Here is a 22,342-nt window from a genome sequence, read left to right on the forward strand (position 1 = left end):
TAGTGTCTGTGGCGATCCGGCAGTTTCCCGTACCGCTGAAGCAACGGAGGAATCATGCTCAAGAGAACCCTGGCCGCGGCCGGCCTCGCCGCCGCATTCGTCCTCATTCCCACCTCGGCTCAGGCGCTCGACTGCATCAATGTCAGCAAGCCGCCCGCAGCCTGCGGCAGCGAATGCGACGCGCCCGTCATCCGCGGCAACTGGGGATGGCTCCCGAGCGTCTTCCCCGGGGCGCCCGAGGTGTGGGTGTTCGTCCCGCCGGGGACGGTCCAGGAGTTCGGCCTGCCGGGCGAGAACGGCAACTACCAGAACGGCGAGGGGTACGCCCTGCTCGTCAACGCCATCTGCGACTCGCTCGGCCAGGTGAGCGAGAAGCGCCAGGCCGAGCACGGGATCCAGCTCATGGAGGGCTGCCCGTGATCGGTCGCTGACGACGCGCGCGACGAAGGCCGCCCCGCGGGGCGGCCTTCGTGGTACTCGCGAGCGTGCGATGACGACCGGTGGTGGAGATGGGGGGAATTGAACCCCCGTCCATCGCTGGGATTCCACGGTTTCTCCGGGCGCATCCTGTGAGGCGTTCTGCTCGGCCCCGACCCTTGCCACAGGCAGCCAGGTCGACGGGCCCAGCCTGAAAGAGTCCCGTACGACGCTCAGGCGACGTCGCACAGCGAGTTCCCTAGATGACGCCAGCGACCGGGGCGGGAACGAACCCGGGCTGACGGACTAACGGACTCGCTTAGGCAGCGAGGGCGTAGTCGTTCTGCGACTTATTGGCAGTTATTGTTTCGCAGGGAGCGTTCACGAGATAACCCTGCATCCTCGGCCCGCTTCACGCGGTCTCGCAGGCGATGTCGAAACCGATCATCCCCATGAGACGCGCTCCGACCGGAGGTCGGACGGCGGGTCGTCATCGCACGCTGTGGAGTTGCCAACCGCGAACCCGTGAGGGGTGCGCGGCCCTACAGGATACAACAGGACCGCCCCCGAGGGCATTCCGGATGCCGCGCCGGAATCGTTCATGTGGCTGTAACCCGCGGGGCTCCGCCAGCACGTAGCGTCCCGGCATGGGACGTTCCGAGATCGCCTCTCCCCGAACGGGCACCGCCGCCCGCGCCGGGTCCGCCGCCGCACGCCGTCGCGCCGGAGACGCATGATCGCGCGGGTCGATCCGTTCATCGGCACCGAAGCCGTCGACCTTCCCCCGCAGACGGGGCTGGCCGCGACGTGGTGGTGGCCGAAGCCGCAGGTGGGCAACACGCATCCCGGAGCCACCTTCCCGCTCGGCATGGTCTCCGCGTGCGCGTACTCGGGCGCGTACCCGACCGGGTACGGACGGTACGACCTCGCCACGGAGGGCGTGCCGCCGATGATCCACAAGAGCGGCGTGGCATCCGGGTTCACGCACTTCCAGCAGTCGGGCACGGGTGCGATCCGCAAGTACTACAACTACTTCCGGGTGACGCCGATGCTCGAGCCGCTCGACGTGCTCGGCCGCACGTGGGAGCTCCTCGAGGAGTCGGCGGAACCCGGGTACTACGCCGCGACGCTCGACTCCGGCATCCGCGCCGAGCTCACGGTCGGGCCGAAGTCGGCCGTGCACCGCTACACGTTCCCGAAGAACCAGAACGCGCGGATCGTCATCGACTTCTCGCTCGGCGGCCTGTCGATCCCGCACGGCGAGACCATCCCGCTCCGGGCGAAGCTCGAGCAGGTCGCGCCGGGCATCGCGCAGGGCGAGATCGTCGTAGAGGGCGCGCCGCTCGCGGTCTACATCGAGTGCGACGCGCACACCTGGCGGCAGATGCTCTGGTACGACCGGCGCTTGATGCCCGGCGGCACGCGCCTCGCGTTCGACCACATCCGGCCGACGACCCTGCGCCCGTTCGGGCTCATGTGGGCCGGCCCCAGCGAGCCCGGCCAGAGCATCGAGGTGCGCATCGGGTTCTCGCTGCGCGGCGTCGAGCAGGCGCGCGCGAACCTCCGCGCCGACGAGGGCACGGGTCCGGCACGGTTCCCGCACCGACGCGACCGCACCAAGAAGGCGTGGCGCAAGCACCTCAAGGCGATCACGGTCGACACTCCGTCGACCGAGCGCCAGACGGTGTTCTCGACGGCGCTCTACCACTCGCTGATCAAGCCCTGCCTCGCGCCCGAGGAGAGCCCGTTCTGGCCGACCGAGGGCCCCTTCGTGTTCGACCTCTGCACGATGTGGGACATCTACCGCACGCAGCTTCCGCTCATCACGACGCTGTTCCCCGAGCGCGCGGTCGAGCTCGCCAATGCACTGCTGACGATCTGCGAGGAGGAGGGCAACTTCCCGATCGGGTACCGGATGGCGCGCGGCAGCGACCGGTTCTCCCGACAGGGCAGCGCGCTCGCGCAGACCTTCCTCGCCGACCTCTGCCAGCTGGGGCTTCCGGGCATCGACTGGGAGTGGGCGCTCGTGCACATGCACGCCGACCTCCGCCGCACCTACGGCGAGGACTTCCTGCTGCGCGGGCACGCGCACCCGATCAGCCACACGCTCGACCTCGCCTACGGCTACTGGTGCACCGCGAAGGTCGCGGCTCGCGTCGGCGACCGCGCGCTCGCCGAGGAGTTCACGTCGCTCGCGAGCCGATGGGTCAACGCGTTCGACGCGGAGACCGGGCTCCTGCGCGACTCCACGTTCTACGAAGGCAGCAGGTACAACTACTCGTTCCGGCTGGTCCACGACATGCGCCGTCGCATCGAGCTCTCCGGCGGCGACGAGGGCTTCGTCGCCGCGCTCGACGCGTTCTTCGGGTTCGGCGCCGAGCCCGTGCGGCAGCCCGGCGTCGCGCCCGGTCTCGAGGAGCTCGCGGCCGGGTACGCGCTCGGCCGCTTCGAGGGCCTCAACAACGAGCCCGACATGGAGGCGCCCTGGGCGTACCACTACGCCGGGCGCCCCGACCGGACGGCCGAGATCGTCCACGCGGCCGTGCACCAGCAGTTCGGCACCGGCCGCGGGGGCCTGCCGGGCAACGACGACTCGGGCGGCATCAGCTCCTGGTACGTCTGGGCGAGCCTCGGCCTGTTCCCCGTGGCCGGCCAGAACCTCTTCCTCGTCAACGCGCCCGCGTTCGCCGAGTCGGAGCTGCGCGTCGGCGGCGACGCGTTCCGCATCGAGACCAGCGGGTTCGTCGAGCCGCGCCGCGACGGCCCCGCGCAGTACGTGCAGTCGGCCGAACTCAACGGCGATCCGCTCGAGCGCACCTGGCTGCGCGGCGACGAGCTCCATCGAGGCGGCAGCCTGCTCCTCCGCCTCGGCCCCGAACCGAGCGAGTGGGGGCGGATGTCGCGGCCGCCCTCATCGCCGGAACGCTGACCCCGCGGCATCCAGCCACCAGACCTGCCCGATCAGGACGCGCACCTCGCGCCCCACAGGAAAGGAGGAGCCATGAACGCTCCGCCTCGGAACCGCCTCGTCATCGTCAACCGCGCCGATCCGGTGATCTGCGGCCACTCGGTCGAGGGCCGCAACCTCGCCGAGGCCGCGCTGCAACGCGGGTTCGACGAGGTGCGCATCGTGACCTGGCCGATCGATCGGCTCGAGGCGGCGGGGCTGCCGCTGAAACCGCTGGATCGGATGCTGCCGTACAGTCCCGGCATCATCGTGGAGCGCCCGGAGCCCGTCGGCGACTACAAGGTGCCCGACGGGCGCTACCTCGCGGGCATCACCGGGCGGCTCGTCGAGCTCTTCACCGACGGTGTGCCGACGGTCTGCCTGTCGCTCTACCTCAGCCCGCACACGGTCGCGGTGACCGACGCGGTGCGCGCGGCGTGGAGCACCGGCCTTCCGGTGAACGTCACGACGATCGCCGAGGCGGTCGGGTCGGATGTCACGAACGTCGTGCGCTCGTGCGTCGAGGAGGGCCGCTTCGGCGCGGCCGCGCACATCCTCTCGAGCTACCTCGCGCAGGACCACTGCGTGGCGGTCTCGGAGTACACGCGCGAGCTCATCGTCGCCGCGGCCTCCGAGATCGACGCCTTCCACGGCACGCGCTTCGCCGAGCAGTGCCGCGACCGGATCCGCATCTCGTACCCTGCGATCGACACCTCGCAGTACCTCGACCTCGACCCGGGGATCGTGCGCGGCGTGCTCGCCGCGCGCGGGCTCGAGCCCGACGGGTACGTGCTGTTCCTGTCGCGGCTGACGGAGGCGAAGGGCGTGGACGACCTCATCGCGGGGTACGAGCGGACGGCGGCGCACGGCCGGCTGAAGCTCGTGATCGTCGGGCGCGGCCCGGCCGCCGAGAAGTTCCGCGCCCGTGCGGCCGCCTCACCCGTGGCCGACCGGATCGTGTTCCTCGACGACGTCGACGATGCGGAGAAGCCGTACCTGATGGCCGGGTGCGCGACCTACGTGCTGCCGAGCAAGCCGCGGCCCGAGTTCGTCGAGACCTTCGGCATCGCGCTCGCCGAGCAGATGCTCGCGGGTGGCGGCACGGTGATCACGACCGACACCGGCGGCATCGGCGAGGCCGTGGGCGAACACGCGATCATCGTTCCGGTCGACGACCCCGACGCCATCGCCGCGGCCATCGATCGCGCGCTCGCGCTCTCCCCGGAGGAGCGCGCGCACCGTGCCGAGCGGGCGCGGGCGTACGCGCTGCAGTTCGACCGCGGCGTCGTGTTCGAGCGACTGTTCGACGGGGCGGGGGTGCTGCCGGCGGCCGCCCTGCCGATATGACATTCGGCCCTCCGACGCCGGTGCTCCGCGGCCGAGACTGGAGGGGTGCCATCGGGAGGCGGGGCGACCGATCACGGCGACGTCCGCGCATCGGCGACCGAGCAGTGGGCCTCGAGGCGTCGGCTCTACGTCGACAACCTCAAGGTCATCCTGATCGCGGCGGTCATCGCCGGCCATGCGGTGCTCGGGTACGCGCCCCTCGACTCGTGGTCGTACGCCGATGTCCGCGAGGTCTCGCTCTCCTCCGTGACCGGGATCGTCCTGCTGGTGCTGGCGGCCCCCTTCGGGCTGCTCGTGATTCCGCTGCTGTTCCTGATCGCCGGACTCCTGACCGCGCCATCCGTTGAACGCAAGGGCAGCCGGCGCTTCGCGACGGACCGCCTGCTGCGCCTCGGGGTGCCGTTCGCGGTGTTCGCGCTGCTGATGTGGCCGGCGCTCGAGTACGCGCTCTTCCGATGGCTCGGAGCGGCACCCGATCCGTGGACCTACCTGCTCGCCGAGCGCAGCCTGGACACCGGAGTGCTCTGGTTCGTGGGCGCGCTGCTCGTCTTCTCGCTCACCTACGCGGGCTGGGCCCGCGCTCGGCGCGGAGCCCCGGCCCCGAGGCGGCGCGGCGGGATCCGGATCGGCCACCTGTTCGCACTGGCCGGGGCGGCGACCGTCGCCACGTTCCTGGTTCGCCTGGTCGTCCCGTTCGAGGAGGACAACTGGTTCATCGACCTGAACATCTGGGAGTGGCCGGCGTGCGCGGCCGTGTTCGGGCTCGGCATCGTCGCGGCACGCGAGGACTGGCTGAGCGCCGTTCCCGATCGGCTCGGTCGGCAGAGCCGCACCGTCACGCTCGCCGCCGTCGGTGCTGCGGGGCTGCTCGCGCTCGCCATGCTCCTCCTCGGCCTCCCCGTCGACCTGATCTGGGGCGGATGGCACTGGCCGGCGCTCGCGTTCGCGGCGGGCGAGGTCACGCTCTCCGTGTTCGGGCCGGTCTGGCTTCTCGCGGTGGCGCAACGCCACCTCGATCGCCGCATCGCCATCGCCGGGCCGGTCGCGCGGCGAAGCGCCTACGGCGCGTTCATGCTGCAGGGTCCGGTCCTGATCGGGCTGGCGCTCGCGCTTCGCCCCGTACCCGTGCCGGCGGAGGTCAAGGCGATGCTCGTCGCCGTTGCAGGCGTCACGTGCTCGTTCGTCCTCTCCCGGCTGCTCATCGAGCGGGTGCCCGGCGTCGCGCGCGTCCTGTGATGCGACGCCCGTAGGCTGAGGGCGATCACCAGCGGCGGCCTCGACGACGGCGCATCGACGCGCACCGGTCGCCGCGACGAGAGGGGAACCGCATGCCGACCACCATCGCCGTCACCGGTCGCGCCGAGGAGCGCGTCGACCCCGAACTCGGCGCGGTCTCGCTCACGGTCGCGGCGAACGGCGCCGACCGCGACCGTGTCCTCGCCTCGGTCGGCGAAACGCACGAGCGGGTGCTCGCCGCGATCCGCGACCTCGAGTCCGCCGGTGCGCTCGAGTCGTGGTCGGCCGGACAGCTTCGCGTCTGGTCGCACCGCCCGTGGAACGACCAGGGCCGTCAGCTGCCGCTCGTGCACCAGGCCTCCGCCGACGTCGAGGTCGTCTTCCGCGACCTCGACGCGCTCGGCGCCTGGGTCGGGCCGATCTCCGCGACCGCGGACGTCACGGTCCAGGGCATCGACTGGCGGCTGACGGATGCCACGCGGGCGCGCGTCCAGGAGGCCGCGCAGCGCACGGCGGTCGCCGACGCCGTTCGCAAGGCAGCCGTGTACGCCGAGGCGCTCGGGCTCGGCACGCCGGCGCCGACGGAACTCGCCGACCACGGCATGCTTCACGCGCAACCGATCCCGCGGGCGCACAAGGCGGTCGCGATGCGGGCGATGGCGATGGACGCCGCGGACGCCGGGCCGACGCCGGAGTTCGCTCCGGCGAAGCTCGTGGTCGAGGCATCCGTCGACGCTCGGTTCACCGCAGGCTGACGCAGCCGAGGGCCGGCGCGGGCCGGCGGCGCGGGCCGGCTCAGTCGCGCTCGATGAGCCACGCCTCGAGCGCGGCCAGCTCGTCGTGGCCGAGGCCCGACGCGACGAGGTACTCGCGAACGGATCCGTGGCTCCGCTCCACCTCGTCGAGCGCGGATTCGAGCGCCTCGCGCGGGCTGCCGCCCATGAGGATGCGGAGCTCGGGGGTGTCGGGCACGCCGTAGCGGCCGATGAGCTCGACCATCTCCTCGAGCCACTCGCCCGCGAGGTGCCCCTCGGTGAGCGCGTAGTCGACGATCACGGCCTCGCGCTCGACGCCGGCGGCGAGCAGGGCGAGCGCGACCACGATGCCCGTGCGGTCCTTGCCCGCGGTGCAGTGCACGACGACCGCGCGGTCGCCTGCACTCGAGATCTCGCGCAGCGCCTCGACCACGACGGCCGAGTGCGTGGTGACGATCCGGTGGTAGAGCGCCTCGAGCGAGATGCCGCGCCCGTTCTGCGACGCGCCGGAGCCCTCGAACACCGGCAGCCGCAGCACCTCGACGTCGAGCCCGACGAGGTCGTCGGGCATGGCCCGCGCCTCGTTGTCGTCGCGGAGGTCGACGATCACGCCGACTTCGAGCCGGCGGAGCGCATCGCGCCCGTCGTCGCCGAGCCGGTGCAGCCCGTCGGAGCGGAAGAGTCGGCCCGCGCGGACGGTGCCGCTGCGCGCGGGAAGCCCGCCCACGTCGCGGAAGTTGTACGTGCCCGGCACCGGGATGCGCGTCGAGATCTCCACGCGGCGGAGTCTAACCCGCCGCGCCGTCAGGCGGCTCCGAAGGCGCTACTCCCCCAGGTGCTTGCGGCTGGCCATGGCGCGATCGGCCTCGCGCTTGTCCTGTCGCTCGCGCAGCGCCTGCCGCTTGTCGTACTCGCGCTTGCCCTTGGCCACCGCGAGCTCGACCTTCGCGCGGCCGTCCTTGAAGTACAGCGACAGCGGGATGAGCGTGTAGCCGCCCTCCTTCGTCTTGTGGCTGATCTTCACGATCTCCTGCTTGTGCATCAGGAGCTTGCGCTTGCGTCGCGGCGCGTGGTTGTTCCACGTGCCCTCGGTGTACTCGGGGATGTGCACCGCGTCGAGCCAGATCTCGCCGCCGTCGATGAAGGCGTACCCGTCGACGAGCGACGCCCGGCCCTGCCGGAGCGACTTCACCTCGGTCCCCGAGAGCACGATGCCGGCCTCGTAGGTGTCCTCGATCAGGTAGTCGTGGCGCGCCTTGCGGTTGGTCGCCACGACCTTCTCACCGCGTTCCCTGGGCACGGTCCACTCCTCGCTTCGATGACGGATGCCGCCGGCGATCGCCGGCAAGCCCTTCAGTCTAGCCGCGGTCGCGACATCCGTCGCCGCGGCCCGGCCCGGCCGGTTGCGACATCCGTCGCCGCCGCCGGACCGCGATCGGCTCAGACCCGCAGGTATCGCCGGATGGCGATCGCCGCCGACACCGCGGCGAGGAGCACCCCGACCGCGACGAGGAGCGGCACCACGAGCAACGCGTCGTCGAGCCCGACGAACGTGAACGACAGCGAGTCGGCGAGGTAGCCCTGGACGAAGAAGGTCACGATCGCGACGACCGCGCCGCCCGCGAGCAGCGAGCCGAGGAGCCCCGCGAAGATGCCCTCGAGCACGAACGGCGTCTGGATGAAGCGGTTCGAGGCGCCGACGAGTCGCATGATGCCGAGCTCCTTCCGGCGCGAGAACGCCGAGAGCCGGATGGTCGTGGCGATGAGGAGCGCCGCGGCGACGAGCATGACCGCGGCGACCGCGATCGCCGTGTAGCTCGCGGCGTTCAGCACGTCGAAGATCTGGTCGAGGTAGCGGCGTTGGTCGACGACCTGCTCGACGCCCGACAGGCCGGCGAGGCTCTCGACGAGGACCGCCGACTGCGACGGGTCGGTGAGGTTCACCCAGAACGTCTCGTTGAGCACGTCGGGCGTGACGTAGTCGGCGGCGGGGGTGCCGGCGAACTGCTCCTGGAAGTTCGCGTAGGCCTGCTCGCGGTCCTCGAAGTAGTACTCGTCGATGAACGGCGCGAGCGTGTCGCCGCGGAGCTGCGCCTCGACGGCCTCCTTCTGCTCGGGTGTGGCCTCGCCGTCGACGCACCCCTCGGTCGTGGAGACCGCGGTGCAGAGGTACACGGCGACCTGCGCGCGGTCGTACCAGTAGCCGCGCATCTGCGCGATCTGCAGCTGCAGCAGCGCCGCGGTTCCGACGAACGTGAGCGAGACGAACGTCACGAGGACGACGGAGATGACCATGGTGGCGTTGCGGCGCAGGCCGTTCGCCGCCTCGGCGAGCACGAGACCGAACCTCACTTGACCGGCCCCACTTCCTGGTCGTCGTCGCCGGCGCGCGGGCCGGCCGGGCTCCGCAGGCCGAGGCGCTCGGCGAGCGTGAGGTGCGCGGACTTCGCGCTCGCGGGCGCCGCCGGCCTGCCGGGCGGGCCGTCCCGACCGTCGCCGTCCGCGGCGTCGTCGGCGTCGCCGGAGGAGCCCCCGCCCTTCCGGGCCTTCGTCGTCAGCGGCTCGATCGGCATGGTCGCGGCCGCGGTGATCTCGGCGGCCTCGTCGGTGACCGCGTCGCGCGCCTCGGGCTCGATGTAGAGCGGCGGCGCCTCCTCCATGACCTTGCGGGTGACCTTGGGTGCGGCGACGCCGACGGTGCCCGTGTCCATCGCGGTGTCGACGGCCGCCTCCTCCGAGGCCTTCGTCGCCGACCCCGCCTTCGCGGCCGGGCGCTTCGCCGGACGCTTCTTCCCGGCCGCGGGTCGCTTCGCCGTGGTCGGCGCGGTCTCGGCGACGGATGCCGCGGCATCCGTCGTCTCGATCGGCACGGCGTCGCCCGACGACGCCCGCTCCGACTCGTGGAGCGCCTCCTCGGCCCGGATCGACGCGACGAGCGCATCGGCCGTCGCGTCATCCGTCGTCGAGGCGGCGATCGGAATCGTCTCGGCCTCGGCGCCGTCCGCGTCGCCGGAGGACTCCGCGCCGACCGCGGCGAGCGCGGCCGCGGCTCCGTCCGTCGCAACGGCATCGTCCGCCGGGATCGCGCCGACGACCGACGTGACAGGCGGTGCGAGCGTTCCGCCGACCGCGTAGCCCGCGCTGCGCTCGTCGCGCACCACCTCGCCCGAGCTCAGCTCGATCACGCGGCGCTGCATCTGGTCGACGATGCCGGCCTCGTGCGTGGCCATGACCACGGTCGTGCCGGATGCGTTGATCCGCTCGAGCAGGGTCATGATGCCGGCGCTCGTGACCGGGTCGAGGTTGCCCGTGGGCTCGTCCGCGAGCAGGATCTGCGGCTTGTTGACGATGGCTCGCGCGATCGCGACGCGCTGCTGCTCGCCGCCGGAGAGCTCATGCGGCATCCGCTTGCCCTTGCCGTCGAGGCCGACGAGCTTCAGCGTCTCGGGGACCGCGGTCTGGACGAAGCCGCGCGACTTGCCGATGACCCGCAGCGCGAACGCCACGTTCTCGAAGACGTTCTTGTTCGACAGCAGCCGGAAGTCCTGGAAGACAACGCCGAGGTTGCGGCGGAAGTACGGGACCTTGCGCGTCGAGATCGAGCGGAGGTCCTGTCCGAGCACGTGGATGCGACCCGCCGTCGGCCGGTCCTCCTTGAGGATCAGCCGGAGGAAGCTGGACTTGCCCGACCCCGAGGCGCCGACGAGGAACACGAACTCGCCGCGCAGGATCTCGACCGTGATGTCGTCGAGGGCGGGTCGGGTCTGCCCCGGGTAGGACTTGGTGACGGAATCGAAGCGGATCATCGCGTTCGAGCGTAGGCCGCATCCGCGCGAAACGGGGCAGCGACACCGGAAAACGTCGCGCCGCGCCCCGGTGCCGGGCGGGTCAGGCCGGCTGCGCCGCGAGCTCGGCGGCGACCTTCCTCGCCCAGGCGTCGATCGCGTCCCAGTCGCGGAAGTCGCCCGTGGGCAGCGCGTCGTTCTCGGGCATCCAGCTCACGATGCGATCGGGGCCGCGCAGGTGCTCGGTGTCGAGCGCACCGAAGAAGACCATGGTCCCGCGCGGGTGGATGAGCTCCTCGAACTCGGCGAACTCCTTCGGGGCCGCGCCGGCGAGCACGTCGTTGCCGTCCTTGTCGACGCGCTCGGTGCCGAGCGGGCCGCTGGAGAACAGCCACACCGGACGACCGGCGAGCAGCTCGTGGTTGCGGCGCACGAACTTGCGCGCCTCCTTCCGCCACTTGCCCAGGTAGACGGCGCTGCCGATGACGAACGCGTCGAACCCCTCGGGGAACTCGACGTCGTCGCAGTGCTCGATGTCGACCTCGTGGTCGGCGTCGCGCAGGCGATCGGCGACCCGGTCGGCGATCCCCCGCGTCGCGCCGTACTTGCTCGAGTACGCGACCAGCACGCGCATGATGCTCACTCCCCCCGGCGGGACGCACGTCGTCCCACACGGGTGAGGGTAGGCCGGGCGCTCGCGCGCGACCGGTGCCGAAGGTCCCGCGCGCCGCGTCAGAGGGCGCGCGGGGCCAGGGGGCAGCGTCAGCGGGTCAGTCGTCGTCCTTCTGCTTGCGCCAGCGGATGCCGGCCGCGATGAGGCCGTCGAGGTCGCCGTCGAACACGGTCGCCGGGTTGCCGACCTCGTAGCCGGTGCGGAGGTCTTTCACGAGCTGCTGGCCGTAGAGGAAGTAGGACCGCATCTGGTCGCCCCAGCTCGCGGTGATGGTGCCCGCGAGCTCCTTCTTCTTCGCCGCCTCCTCCTCGCGCTTCAGCAGCAGCAGGCGGGTCTGGAGGACGCGCATGGCCGCGGCGCGGTTCTGGATCTGCGACTTCTCGTTCTGCATCGAGACGACGATGCCGGTCGGGATGTGCGTGAGGCGCACGGCCGAGTCGGTCGTGTTGACCGACTGCCCGCCGGGGCCCGACGAGCGGAACACGTCGACGCGGATGTCGTTCTCGGGGATGTCGACCTCCTGGGCCTCCTCCATCACCGGGATGACCTCGACGGCGGCGAAGCTCGTCTGGCGCTTGTCGGCCGACCCGAACGGGCTGATACGCGCGAGCCGGTGCGTGCCCGCCTCGACGGAGAGGGTGCCGTACGCGTACGGCACGTCGATCTCGAAGGTCGCCGACTTGATGCCCGCACCCTCGGCGTAGGAGGTGTCCATGACCTTGACGGGGTACTTGTGCCGCTCGGCCCAGCGCAGGTACATGCGCATGAGCATCTCGGCGAAGTCGGTGGCGTCGTCGCCGCCGGCGCCCGAGCGGATGGTGACGACCGCGCCGCGCGGGTCGTACTCGCCGTCGAGGAGCGTCTGCACCTCGAGCTGGCCGACCGTCTCCTCGAGGGCGGCGAGTTCCTTGCGCGCCTCGACGGCGGACTCCTCGTCCTCCATCTCGTTCGCGAGCTCGACGAGCACCTCGAGGTCGTCGATGCGGCGCTCGACCTCGGTCACGCGCTTGAGCTCGGACTGGCGGTGGCTGAGCGCGCTCGTGACCTTCTGCGCGTTGGCGGGGTCGTCCCAGAGTGAGGGCGCGCCGGCCTCCTCGGAGAGCCGCGCGATGTCGGCCCGGAGGGCGTCGACGTCGACGACGGCGCGGATGTCGCTGAAGGTGGTTCGCAGGGCGGAGATCTCCTGCGTGAGGTCAAGATCCAACATGGCCCGTCCAGCCTAGTGGCCCGGCCCGTGAGCGGCCTGCGCGAGCCCCGATCGCGGGCCGAGGTCCTTCCCGCTGGCAGGTGCCTGAGGCAGACTCGACCCGTTCGACGGCGAGGGCGAGGGCGAGGTGCGGTCGATGGATGTCACGGAGTGGCTGCTCGACGCCGACCCGTCGATCCGATGGCAGGTCATGCGCGACGTGACCGGAGCCTCGGCCGACGCGATCGCCGCCGAGCGCTCACGGGTCGCCCGGGAGGGCTGGGGCGCGAGGCTCCTCTCGCTCCAGGGCGACGACGGCCGGTGGGGCGGCGGCACGTACTCGCCGAAATGGGTGTCCACGACCTACACGCTGCTGCTGCTCCGGCTGCTCGGGCTCGATCCCGAGTCCTCCGAGGCCGGCCGTGCCATCGAGCGCGTCCGCGAGGGCGTGACCTGGGAGGGCCGGGGAGGGAAGCCGTTCTTCGGCGGTGAGCGGGAGACCTGCGTCAACAGCATGGTGCTCGTCCTCGGCGCGTACTTCCGCCAGCCGGGGCCGCTGCTCGACGCACTCCTCGAGCGACTGCTCGGCGAGCAGCTCGAGGACGGCGGATGGAACTGCCAGGCGCCGCGACGCTCGCACCGGGCGTCGTTCAACACGACCATCCTCGCGCTCGAGGCCATGCTCGAGGTCGAGCGATCGATCGGGCCCGACCCGGCGATCGCCGCCGCGAGGGCGCGCGGCGAGGCGTACCTCCTCGAGCGCCGGCTCTTCCGGTCGCGCTCGACGGGCGAGGTGATCCGCCCATCGTGGACCCGATTCTCCTTCCCGCCGCAGTGGCACTACGACGTGCTGCGCGCGCTCGAGTACTTCCGGGCGGCCGGCGCGGAGCCCGACGAGCGCTGCGACGAGGCGATCGGGCTCGTGCACGGGCGACGACGCGCCGACGGTCGATGGCCGCTCCAGCACACCCATCCGGGGTTGCGCCACTTCGAGATGGAGGACGGCGACGGGAAGCCGAGCCGCTGGAACACCCTTCGGGCCCTCCGGGTGCTCGCCTGGCACGAGGGCGGCTCGGGCATAGCATCGAGGTGATGACCGACACGGCCCACTCCTTCTCGTGGCGATCGATCGTCCTCCCGGCGTACCTGCCGACGTTGCTGTTCTCCCTCGGCGAGGGCGCGCTGGTTCCGGTCATCCCGGTCGTCGCGGTCGACCGCGGCGCCTCGCTCGCACTCGCAGGGCTCATCGCGGCGATGCTCATGGTCGGCGGGCTCGTCGGCGACCTCCCGGCCGGATGGCTCGTGGCCCGGATCGGCGAACGCGCCGCGATGATCGGGGCGTCGGCACTCGCCGCCGGGGGCACGCTCCTCGCGCTGCTCGTGCCGACCACGTGGGCGCTCGCAGTCGGCGTCTTCCTCCTCGGCCTCGCGACGGCCGTGTTCGGCCTCGCCCGGCACGCGTTCCTGACGAGCTACGTGCCCGCGCACGTGCGCGCCCGCGCGCTGTCGACGCTCGCCGGGGTGTTCCGCGGCGGCTGGGCGATCGGCCCGTTCACGGCGGCCGCGATCATCGCGTGGACGGGCTCGGCGACGGCCGTGTTCTGGGTCCTCGTCGCGTCGTGCGCGGCGGTCGTCGCGGTGCTCCTCGTCCTCCCCGATCCCGAGCGCGTCTTCGGCGCCGCGGTGCGGGTGCGGGCGGCGTCCGCCGGGAACGGCAGCGACGTCGCGAGCGTCGAGCAGGGCCGAGCGGATGCCGCGGGTGGCATCCGTCACGCCGTCGTCACGTATCGCGGGGTGCTCGGCCGGATCGGCACCGGAGTCGGACTGCTCGCCGCGCTCCGCGCGAGTCGCACCGTGATCGTGCCGCTGTGGGCGGTCTCGCTCGGCATGCGGCCGGACGCCGCTGCGCTCGTCATCGGCATCGCGGCGACGGTCGACTTCGCCCTGTTCTACGTCAGCGGCCACGTCATGGATCGGCACGGCCGGCTCTGGAGCGCGATCCCGGGGCTCGTGGGGCTCGCGGCCGGACACCTCGTGCTGTCGGTCACGCACGACGTCCCCGGCGCGGTCGCGTGGTTCACGGCGGCCACGATGCTGCTCGGCATCGCGAACGGACTCTCGTCGGGCGTGATCCTGACGCTCGGCGCCGACCTGGCGCCCGCGTCGAACCCGGCGCCGTTCCTCGGCGCGTTCCGCACGATCGCCGACGCCGGCGGCGCCGCGGCGCCGCTCGCGATCTCGGCGATCACCTCGGCGCTCTCGCTCATGGCCGCCGCCGCGGCGATGGGCGTGCTCGGGCTCGTGGGGGCGGGCATGCTGTGGCGGTGGATCCCGCGGTACGTGCCGCGCACGCCGCGGCATCCGTCGCCCGAACCACCCGAGCCCGACGAGGCCTGGACGCCCGCCGTCGACACCTGAACCGCGGCCGGGTGGCACCGCGCGGGCCGGACGGCCCGGGGGCGCTCGCGCGACCGGAGTAGCGTCGGCACCGGGCGGTGGGCTCGCCATCGCCGGAGCGGAGGCAGGGTGCGGGCCGTGGTCATCGGGGCCGGGATGGCGGGTCTCACGAGCGCGCGGCAGCTCGCGCTCGCCGGCTGGGAGGTCGACGTGCTCGAGCGGGCCGACGGCCCGCGTGCGGACGGCTACATGATGGACTTCTTCGGGCTCGGATTCGACGCAGCCGAGCGGATGGGGATCCTGCCCAGGTTGCGGGAGGTGGCCTACCGGATCGGCGAGGTCGAGTACGTCGACGCGCGGACGGGGAAGCGGACGGCGAGCATCGACTACGACCGGTTCGCCGAGGCCGTCGACGGGCGTCTGCTCAGCCTCATGCGCCCCGACCTCGAGCTCGTGCTGCTCGACGCGCTCGCCGACGCACCCGACGGCTCGGTCCGCGTGCACTACGGCGCGCCGTACGACGCCTCCGCGGCGGCGGACTCCGGCAGTGAGCTCGGCGGGCGCCTCGCGGACGCCGACCTCGTGGTCGGCGCCGACGGCATCCACTCCAGCGTGCGCGAGGCGCTGTTCGGCGACGAGACGCAGTTCGTCCAGCCGCTCGGGCTCCGCGCGGCGGCGTACGTCATCGACGGTGCGCCCGACCTGCACGCCGAGTTCGACGGGCGGTTCGTGCTCACCGACACGGTCGACCGGCAGGCCGGCATCTACGGGCTGCGCGACGGGCGGGTCGCGGCATTCCTCGCGTACCGCGAGGACGCGAACGACGGCCTCGACCCGCACGAGGACGCGCCGACCCGGCTGCGCCGCGTGTTCGGCGGGCTGTGGCATCCGATCGACCGACTGCTCGAGCGCTGCCCGCCGCACCCGTACGACGACGTGGTCGCGCAGGTCGTGCTGCCGCGGTGGCATCGCGGCTCGACCGTGCTCGCGGGTGACGGATGCCAGGCCGTCTCGCTCCTCGCGGGGCAGGGCGCGTCGATGGCGATCGCGGGCGCCGAGCTGCTCACCGAACTCGTCGGCCCGTGCCGCGACGCCGACGCGATCGAGGCGGCGCTCGGCGAGGTCGAGCGACGGTGGCGTCCGGTCGTCGAGGAGAAGCAGGCGGCCGGGCGTCGTGCGGCGAACACGTTCCTGCCGCCCGACCGGTTCCGGCTGCTGCTGCGGCGGTGGGTGCTGCGCGCCTCGTCGCTGCCGGTCGTCGACGCGCTCGTCATGCGCTCGATCGCGGGCGGCACCGGGCTGAAGGGCGGGACCGGGATATGAGCGTCCACGGCGTGCTGCTCGACCTCGACGGCGTGTTCTACGTCGGCGACGAGCCCGTGCCGGGCGGCGCCGAGACGGTCGCGTGGCTCGTAGAGCGCGGCATCCCCCACCGGTTCGTGACGAACACGACCTCGCGCCCACGGCGCGACATCGTCGCGAAGCTCGGACGCATGGGCATCGAGGTCGGCCTCGGCGAGGTGCTCACGCCGGTCGTCGCGGCCGCGGCCTGGCTCGAGGCGGAGGGATGCCGCCATCCGGCGCTCTTCGTGCCCGAGGCGACCGCTGCGGAGTTCGCGGAGCTCGGCGTGGGCACGGCCGACCCCTCAGAGTCGGCGGATGCCGTCGTGGTCGGCGACCTCGGCAGCGGATGGGACTTCGCGACGATGAACCGGGCGTTCCGACTGCTCGCGGCGGACCCCGGCATCCCGCTCGTGGCCCTGGGTCTCACGCGCTACTGGCGCGCCGAGGACGGACTCCGGCTCGACGTCGGCGCGTTCGTGCGCGGCCTCGAGTACGCATCCGGACGCGAGGCCGTGGTGCTCGGCAAGCCGGACACCGCGTTCTACCGCGCCGCGGTCGACTCGCTCGCCGAGACGCCCGACGAGGCCGTGATGGTCGGCGACGACCTCAGGTCCGACGTCGAGGGTGCGCAGCGCGCGGGACTGACCGGCGTGCTCGTGCGGACCGGGAAGTTCGACCCGGCCGACCTCGAGGGCGCGATCGAACCCGACGCCGTGCTCGATTCCGTCGCCGAGCTGCCCGAATGGTGGCGGAATCGATCGCTCGACGACGGAATCGACGAATCCTCCGCCTGAACCTTGACACCGCGAGACGCCCGCGGCCAAGGTGGCCCCTAGGGTCCGCAGGCGCCAGAAGCGTGGCGAGCTTGGTACGCACAACGTCGTCGTCACCAATCCCCTCTGGCCGGAAGCCGGACCGGAGGGGTCGTCATGACTGGAAACCGTTCCACCCGAACCCGGATCGCCCTCGGAACCGCCGCTGCGGCGCTCGCCGCGGCGATGCTGAGTCCCATCGGCGCGAACGCCGCGGAGGACGACGTCGGCTCGCTCGACATGTACACCGCGGAGGTCAGCGCGGAGGAGGCGGCCGACATGGCGGCCTCCGGCCTCGACATCGCCGCGAGCAAGGCGTCCGGGAAGGGCGTCGAGATGCAGCTCATCCTCTCCGAGGACGAGGCGAAGGGGCTCTCCGAGCGCGGCATCGACGTGAAGCTGACGAAGGGCAAGAACGGCAAGTCCGCGAAGCAGATGGCGGAGGAGCAGGCCGCGTCCGGCTACGACGTGTGGCGCTCGTACGACGAGCCCGGCGGCATCCGCGACGAGCTGTACCGGCTCGCGAAGGACAACCCGCAGCTCGTCAAGCTCGTCAAGCTCGGCGAGACCTACCAGGGCCGCGAGATCATCGCGCTGAAGCTCACGCAGGGCGCGAAGGGCCAGAAGGACGGCTCCCGACCCGCGGTGCTCTACAGCTCGACGCAGCACGCGCGCGAGTGGATCTCGACCGAGACCAACCGGCGACTGCTGAACTGGTACATCGACGAGTGGAAGTCCGACGACAAGGAGGTCAAGAACCTCCTGAAGACGACCGAGCTCTGGTTCCTCGTCGTGGCGAACCCCGACGGCTACCAGTACACGTTCGACGCCGAGCGGCTGTGGCGGAAGAACCTCCGCGACAACGACGGCAACGGCCAGGTCAACCGCGGCGACGGCGTCGACCCGAACCGCAACTACGAGGAGCACTTCGGGTACGACGAGGAGGGCTCGTCGTCGCAGACCGCGAGCGAGACCTACCGCGGGCCGTCACCGGCCTCCGAGCCCGAGACGCAGGCGATGATGTCGCTCTTCGACCGCGCGAAGCCGGAGTTCCAGGTGAACTGGCACTCCTTCGGCGAGTGGCTGCTGTACCCGGAGGGGTGGCAGATCGGCACGCCGAGCGCCGACGATCCGATCTACTACGCGCTGTCGGGCAACCTCGACAACCCGTCGATCGACGGCTTCGAGCCGGGCCTGTCCTCCGACGTCCTCTACGTGACGAACGGCGAGACGACCGACTTCGCGCACTCCGCGCACGGCACGCTCGCGTGGACGCCCGAGCTGAGCGACGGCGGCAGCGGGGGCGGCTTCGTCTTCCCCGATGACGAGGCGCTCGTGCAGGCGGAGTTCGAGCGGATCTTGCCGTTCTCGACGGATGTCGCGAAGTCGGCGGCCGACCCGGCGAACCCGGTGTCGCACCTCGGCATCGAGACCGAGCCGTTCTACCTCGAGAGCGACGACGACTACAAGGTCGGGCTGCCGCAGTCGAACTTCACCTTCGACTACTCGTACGGCGACCCGCAGGAGGTGCGCGTCCTCGCGAAGCGCAGCCTCGGCGACGTCACGGTGAAGTACTCGATCAACGGCGGTGCGGCGCAGAGCGCGCCGACCGAGGAGTGGGCGGGAGGCGACCGCTACGGCGGTGGCACCGACGTCCACTACCGGGTCATGAGCGGCATGGTGACCGGCACCGATCCCGGCGATTCCGTCGAGGTCTGGTTCGAGGGCGGCGGTGAGACGAGCGACTCGTTCACCTACGACGCCGTCTCGGAGTCGGGTGCCGAGGTGCTGGTGCTCGCGGCGGAGGACTACACCGGGGCGTCGCCGGGCATCGGCGGAACCGAGCCCGCGTACCTCGAGTACTACACCGACGCGCTCGAGGCGAACGGCACGAGCTACGACGTCTACGACGTCGACGCCCGCGGCCGCGTCGCGGCCGACGCGCTCGGCGTGCTCTCGCACTACGACGCCGTCGTCTGGTACACGGGCGACGACATCGTGACGCGGGATGCCGGCCGGACCGGGGGCAACGGCTCGCGCCTGGCCATGGACGAGCTGCTGAACGTGCGCGACTTCATGAACGAGGGCGGCCAGGTGCTCTACACGGGCGACTGGGCAGGGAGCCAGTACACGCCGAACGTCGGCACGCAGCTCTACGACCCGACGTCGGCGAACGGGCAGTGCGTGGTCGGCGGGGCCCAGGTGATCGACCGATGCAAGCCGTTGGGTGGTTCCGGCGACGGGACGAACGACGTGCTGCAGTACTGGCTCGGCGCGTACGTGGCAGTCGACTCGGCCGGGCTCGACGAGCAGGGTGACGTGCTCGACGCGCTCGGCGTGGACGTGCCGCTCGAGGGCCTCAGCTGGGGCTTCAACGGCGCCGACAGCGCGCAGAACCAGTTCCACACGAACTCGTTCATCACGACGAGCGGCGTGCTGCCCACGACGGACTACCCGCAGTTCGACAGCTGGGTCTCGGCCCGCTGGGATCGCGCGGGCGGACCGTTCGAGCCGCACACGGGTGACTACTACCTGTACTCGCAGCTCGGCGACGTCTCGTACAAGCAGGTCATGCGCACGATCGATGTGCCGGATGAGGGCGCCACGCTGTCGTTCTGGACGTCGTACGACACCGAGGCCCACTGGGACTTCACGTTCGTCGAGGCGCACACCCCGGGTCAGGATGACTGGACGACGCTGCCCGACCTCAACGGGCACACGGAGCAGGACACCGGCGACAGCTGCCTCTCCGGCTGGAACGAGCTGCACCCGCAGGTCGACTACTACCAGACGCTGAACGGCGACGGCACCTGCAGCCCGACCGGGTCCGACGGCGGCGCGTGGAACGCCGCATCCGGCAACTCCGGCGGATGGCAGGAGTGGGAGGTCGACCTCGGCGCCTACGCGGGCGGCCAGGTCGAGATCTCGCTCTCGTACGCCAGCGACTGGGCGACGCAGGGCCTCGGCGTGTTCTTCGACGACATCGAGGTCTCGACGGGCGAGGGCACGACCTCGTTCGAGGCGGATCTCGGCGGCTGGGAGATCACGGGTCCGCCCGAGGGCAGCGCACCCAACCCGAACAACTTCATCCGCACCACGGCGGGCGGGTTCCCGGAGGCCGCGGTCGTGGCCACGCCGGGCTCGCTCTACGCGGGCTTCGGGTTCGAGGGCATGACGGATGCCGCGACCCGGGCCGAGTGGATGGATGCCGCGTTGAGCCACCTGCTGGACTGACACGCATACCCGTTCGGGACACCGAGACGGGGCGGCCGGCGACCTTCGGGTCGCCGGCCGCTCCGGCGTTTCCACAGGTCGCGGATGCAGCCCCCATTGCGCCCGCCCGGCCTCTATCGTGGCGCGCATGCCGACCGACGATGCTCCGCAGCCCACGAGTCCGCACCGATGCCCGCTCCCCGCGGCGACCGCCCACGCGGCCGGAACGATCTGGGAATGCGACCACTGCGGGTCCCGGTATCGTCGCGTCATCCGCACCGGCATGCAGCTCAATGCGATGTGGGATCACGATCCGATGTACCGGCTGCGCCGGGCCGTGATCCTGGGCGCGATCGGCGTTCCGATCCTGCTCGTGCTCATCGGCCTCCTCGTGGCGATGACCCGCACCTGACGAGCGGTCGCCTCGGCCGGTCAGGCCGTCTCGTCGCTGCGTGTCCGAAGTTGCCCGATCGGGCAATCCGACGCGCTCGTCGGATGCGACACTGGAATCGGACCGACCGTTGGGGGTGGTCACCGTGAGGACGCTGGAACGCGCGCCGTCGCATCCGTCGTATGCGGTCGCGCACGCCGGGAAGTCGAACGCGCACGCGACGGCCGCACCGCAGCGGCTCACGCCGTCGACCGCGCTGCACTTGCAGCGCCTGGCCGGGAACGCCGCGGTCTCGCACGCCATCGCCTCGAGTGCCGGACGGACCGTGCCGCCCGGCCAGCAGGACGACCCGGTCGCGACGTTCCCGCCGCAGCCCGTCGGTGCGCCCGCCGCGCGCACGGCTGACGAGGCGGTCGTGCAACGGACGATCGGCGACGGCCACGACCTGAAGAACTCCCGCTTCGCCGGTGACACGGTGCTCGAGGCGGCCTTCGACAACGAGCGTTTCGTGCGCGTCGGCTCCAGCGGGCCGGCGGTGTCGAAGCTGCAGCAGGCGATGGTCGATGTCGGCCTCAGCCTGCCGAAGTTCGGCGTCGACGCGAAGTTCGGGCCCGAGACGAAGTCGCGGGTGCAGGCCTTCCAGCGCTCGGCGGGCATCGTCGACGACGGCATCGTCGGCCCGATCACCATGGGCGAGTTCGACCGGCGCATCCCGGGCAGCGGGCCGCCGCCTCCCCCACCGCCTCCGCCCCCGCCGCCCGTCCTGACGACGACCACCGTCGCGGCCGCGCCCGACGGCGGGCCGAACTCCCGCCGGAGCGTCGGTTCGGGCGAGTTCGTCGACCTCGCCGCCTCGGCGCCCGTCACCTGGACGGTCACAGCGGGCACGCTCACCATCGCCAGCGGGCCGAGCACCCGTTGGACGGCGCCCGAGACCGGGTCGGTCACGGTCACGGCCACGCCCGCGAGCGGCCCGCCGGCGACCGTCGTGCTCACCGTCGTGCCACCCGACAACATCAGCATGACCCGCGACGTCGTGAATCCGATCCCGGCCGGCTCGGCCGGCGCCGACATGCTCACCGAGGTCGACTTCGGGCACCGCGACGTGAGCTTCGCCCGCGTGCAGTGGCTCGAGGACCCGGGGCCGCCGAGCGGCGTGAACGGCTACTTCCGTTTCGGCAAGGGCTCGGCGATGGACCTCAACCACCATCCGAACCCGGCGTTCGTGACACTGCAGGCCGACAACCACTTCAAGCACGACCACTGCGGCAGCGGGTTCCCGCTGGCCCCGCCATTCTTCCGCGTGTTCCCGTTCCCCTCGTTCTTCGGCGGCGGCTGGACCTGGTTCATCCCGAACCGCTTCCGAGTCCTCGGCTCGGGCACGGCCGGCACGTTCTTCTTCCGCTCCGCGCAGGTCTTCTCGATCGATTCGGTCGGCACGACGTCGGTCAGCAAACAGGGCGCCAGCATCACCCGCACGCGGGCGGGGGCCGTGACATGAGCGGCGGACCGCTGCAGCTGGCGCTTCGGGTCGACCGCGCGCCTGGAGAGGATGCCGCCCTCGTGCGTGTCACGCTCACCGTGACGAATACCGGGTCGGATCCGATCGCGCCCGGCGTGTTCGGCTCGGAGCTGATCGTCAACGGCGAATCCGACCCGAGCTGGCGACTCGCGATGAACGGCGCCGTCGAGCCCGAGTTAGTGCAGCTTCCGCCCGAGCGGTCCGCGGAGCTGGTGCGCGACCTCCGCGTTTCGGGGCTGCGAGCCGGGCCGAACGAGTTCGTCGGGCGGATCGGCGACGTGCAGAGCGACCCGGCCGTGCTCGACCTGCCTTGACCG

General features: G+C 71.7%; 19 protein-coding genes and 1 other RNA gene. 13 read left to right on the plus strand and 7 right to left on the minus strand.

Annotated elements, in window-relative coordinates; all coding sequences use genetic code 11:
- Positions 1–54 precede the first annotated feature (54 nt).
- Positions 55–420: a hypothetical protein gene (locus GJ743_RS00265; protein ID WP_155049942.1), complete on the plus strand. Its 366-nt coding sequence runs from the start codon at positions 55–57 to the stop codon at positions 418–420.
- A gap of 81 nt (positions 421–501) precedes the next feature.
- Here GJ743_RS00265 and ssrA read toward each other — a convergent pair.
- Positions 502–869: a transfer-messenger RNA gene (gene ssrA, locus GJ743_RS00270) on the minus strand.
- A 281-nt stretch (positions 870–1,150) separates the two neighbouring features.
- Here ssrA and GJ743_RS00275 point away from each other — a divergent pair.
- From GJ743_RS00275 to GJ743_RS00290, 4 genes are all read left to right on the plus strand, one after another.
- Entirely contained in the window at positions 1,151–3,346 is a 2,196-nt protein-coding gene (locus tag GJ743_RS00275) for a glycoside hydrolase domain-containing protein (protein WP_155049943.1), read from the plus strand.
- A gap of 72 nt (positions 3,347–3,418) precedes the next feature.
- Entirely contained in the window at positions 3,419–4,711 is a 1,293-nt protein-coding gene (locus tag GJ743_RS00280) for a glycosyltransferase (RefSeq protein WP_155049944.1), read from the plus strand.
- Between the two features lie 45 nt (positions 4,712–4,756).
- Positions 4,757–5,947, plus strand: a complete 1,191-nt coding sequence (locus GJ743_RS00285) for an acyltransferase family protein (protein ID WP_155049945.1) — start codon at positions 4,757–4,759, stop codon at positions 5,945–5,947.
- A gap of 92 nt (positions 5,948–6,039) precedes the next feature.
- On the plus strand, positions 6,040–6,702 hold the full coding sequence (locus GJ743_RS00290; protein ID WP_155049946.1) for an SIMPL domain-containing protein: 663 nt from the start codon (positions 6,040–6,042) through the stop codon (positions 6,700–6,702).
- Positions 6,703–6,742: 40 nt separating this feature from the next.
- Here the strand turns inward: GJ743_RS00290 and GJ743_RS00295 are convergent, their stop codons facing one another.
- The 6 genes from GJ743_RS00295 to prfB all read right to left on the minus strand — a co-directional run bounded on the left by GJ743_RS00295 (position 6,743) and on the right by prfB (position 12,367).
- Positions 6,743–7,480 (minus strand): tyrosine-protein phosphatase, encoded by a 738-nt coding sequence (locus tag GJ743_RS00295; protein WP_328288636.1) that lies wholly within the window; start codon positions 7,478–7,480, stop codon positions 6,743–6,745.
- 45 nt (positions 7,481–7,525) lie between these two features.
- Positions 7,526–8,002, minus strand: coding sequence for an SsrA-binding protein SmpB (smpB, locus tag GJ743_RS00300; protein WP_328288646.1), 477 nt, complete (start codon positions 8,000–8,002; stop codon positions 7,526–7,528).
- Between the two features lie 140 nt (positions 8,003–8,142).
- Positions 8,143–9,054 (minus strand): permease-like cell division protein FtsX, encoded by a 912-nt coding sequence (gene ftsX / locus GJ743_RS00305; RefSeq protein WP_328288637.1) that lies wholly within the window; start codon positions 9,052–9,054, stop codon positions 8,143–8,145.
- Positions 9,051–10,508, minus strand: coding sequence for a cell division ATP-binding protein FtsE (ftsE, locus tag GJ743_RS00310; protein WP_155049949.1), 1,458 nt, complete (start codon positions 10,506–10,508; stop codon positions 9,051–9,053). Before ftsE ends, ftsX begins: the two co-directional genes overlap by 4 nt.
- Before the next feature lie 82 nt (positions 10,509–10,590).
- Positions 10,591–11,121, minus strand: coding sequence for a flavodoxin domain-containing protein (locus GJ743_RS00315; protein ID WP_155049950.1), 531 nt, complete (start codon positions 11,119–11,121; stop codon positions 10,591–10,593).
- 136 nt (positions 11,122–11,257) lie between these two features.
- Positions 11,258–12,367, minus strand: a complete 1,110-nt coding sequence (gene prfB / locus GJ743_RS00320) for a peptide chain release factor 2 (protein ID WP_155049951.1) — start codon at positions 12,365–12,367, stop codon at positions 11,258–11,260.
- A 136-nt stretch (positions 12,368–12,503) separates the two neighbouring features.
- Between prfB and GJ743_RS00325 the strand changes: the two genes are divergently transcribed.
- From GJ743_RS00325 to GJ743_RS00360, 8 genes are all read left to right on the plus strand, one after another.
- On the plus strand, positions 12,504–13,439 hold the full coding sequence (locus GJ743_RS00325) for a hypothetical protein (RefSeq protein ID WP_155049952.1): 936 nt from the start codon (positions 12,504–12,506) through the stop codon (positions 13,437–13,439).
- A complete protein-coding gene (locus tag GJ743_RS00330) occupies positions 13,439–14,764 on the plus strand; it encodes an MFS transporter (RefSeq protein WP_155049953.1) in 1,326 nt (441 codons plus the stop codon). The genes GJ743_RS00325 and GJ743_RS00330 overlap by 1 nt, the downstream gene beginning before the upstream one ends.
- 117 nt (positions 14,765–14,881) lie before the next feature.
- The gene (locus GJ743_RS00335; protein ID WP_328288638.1) at positions 14,882–16,066 is read left to right on the plus strand and encodes an FAD-dependent oxidoreductase; all 1,185 of its coding nucleotides are present in this window, start codon (positions 14,882–14,884) and stop codon (positions 16,064–16,066) included.
- The gene (locus tag GJ743_RS00340) at positions 16,063–16,881 is read left to right on the plus strand and encodes a TIGR01458 family HAD-type hydrolase (protein ID WP_155049954.1); all 819 of its coding nucleotides are present in this window, start codon (positions 16,063–16,065) and stop codon (positions 16,879–16,881) included. Before GJ743_RS00335 ends, GJ743_RS00340 begins: the two co-directional genes overlap by 4 nt.
- 135 nt (positions 16,882–17,016) lie before the next feature.
- On the plus strand, positions 17,017–20,133 hold the full coding sequence (locus GJ743_RS00345) for a M14 family metallopeptidase (protein ID WP_230386231.1): 3,117 nt from the start codon (positions 17,017–17,019) through the stop codon (positions 20,131–20,133).
- 127 nt (positions 20,134–20,260) lie between these two features.
- Positions 20,261–20,524, plus strand: coding sequence for a hypothetical protein (locus GJ743_RS00350; RefSeq protein WP_155049955.1), 264 nt, complete (start codon positions 20,261–20,263; stop codon positions 20,522–20,524).
- 124 nt (positions 20,525–20,648) lie between these two features.
- The gene (locus tag GJ743_RS00355) at positions 20,649–22,004 is read left to right on the plus strand and encodes a peptidoglycan-binding domain-containing protein (protein WP_155049956.1); all 1,356 of its coding nucleotides are present in this window, start codon (positions 20,649–20,651) and stop codon (positions 22,002–22,004) included.
- Positions 22,001–22,339 carry a hypothetical protein gene (locus GJ743_RS00360; RefSeq protein WP_155049957.1) on the plus strand — a complete coding sequence of 113 codons (339 nt, stop codon included), beginning with the start codon at positions 22,001–22,003 and terminating at the stop codon, positions 22,337–22,339. The genes GJ743_RS00355 and GJ743_RS00360 overlap by 4 nt, the downstream gene beginning before the upstream one ends.
- The last annotated feature ends 3 nt before the right edge of the window (positions 22,340–22,342 follow it).

Source organism: Agromyces bracchium (assembly GCF_009709675.1).
In the GTDB taxonomy this organism is placed as follows: Bacteria; Actinomycetota; Actinomycetes; order Actinomycetales; family Microbacteriaceae; genus Agromyces; species Agromyces bracchium.

Excerpts from the sequence above, each read along its gene's own strand:
- GJ743_RS00360 (WP_155049957.1), top strand. The coding sequence starts at position 22,001 with ATGAGCGGCGGACCGCTGCAGCTGGCGCTTCGGGTCGACCGCGCGCCT.
- GJ743_RS00325 (WP_155049952.1), top strand. The coding sequence starts at position 12,504 with ATGGATGTCACGGAGTGGCTGCTCGACGCCGACCCGTCGATCCGATGG.
- GJ743_RS00315 (WP_155049950.1), bottom strand. The coding sequence starts at position 11,121 with ATGCGCGTGCTGGTCGCGTACTCGAGCAAGTACGGCGCGACGCGGGGG.
- prfB (WP_155049951.1), bottom strand. The coding sequence starts at position 12,367 with ATGTTGGATCTTGACCTCACGCAGGAGATCTCCGCCCTGCGAACCACC.
- GJ743_RS00280 (WP_155049944.1), top strand. The coding sequence starts at position 3,419 with ATGAACGCTCCGCCTCGGAACCGCCTCGTCATCGTCAACCGCGCCGAT.
- GJ743_RS00350 (WP_155049955.1), top strand. The coding sequence starts at position 20,261 with ATGCCGACCGACGATGCTCCGCAGCCCACGAGTCCGCACCGATGCCCG.
- GJ743_RS00340 (WP_155049954.1), top strand. The coding sequence starts at position 16,063 with ATGAGCGTCCACGGCGTGCTGCTCGACCTCGACGGCGTGTTCTACGTC.
- GJ743_RS00265 (WP_155049942.1), top strand. The coding sequence starts at position 55 with ATGCTCAAGAGAACCCTGGCCGCGGCCGGCCTCGCCGCCGCATTCGTC.
- ftsE (WP_155049949.1), bottom strand. The coding sequence starts at position 10,508 with ATGATCCGCTTCGATTCCGTCACCAAGTCCTACCCGGGGCAGACCCGA.
- GJ743_RS00290 (WP_155049946.1), top strand. The coding sequence starts at position 6,040 with ATGCCGACCACCATCGCCGTCACCGGTCGCGCCGAGGAGCGCGTCGAC.
- GJ743_RS00345 (WP_230386231.1), top strand. The coding sequence starts at position 17,017 with ATGACTGGAAACCGTTCCACCCGAACCCGGATCGCCCTCGGAACCGCC.
- GJ743_RS00330 (WP_155049953.1), top strand. The coding sequence starts at position 13,439 with ATGACCGACACGGCCCACTCCTTCTCGTGGCGATCGATCGTCCTCCCG.
- GJ743_RS00275 (WP_155049943.1), top strand. The coding sequence starts at position 1,151 with ATGATCGCGCGGGTCGATCCGTTCATCGGCACCGAAGCCGTCGACCTT.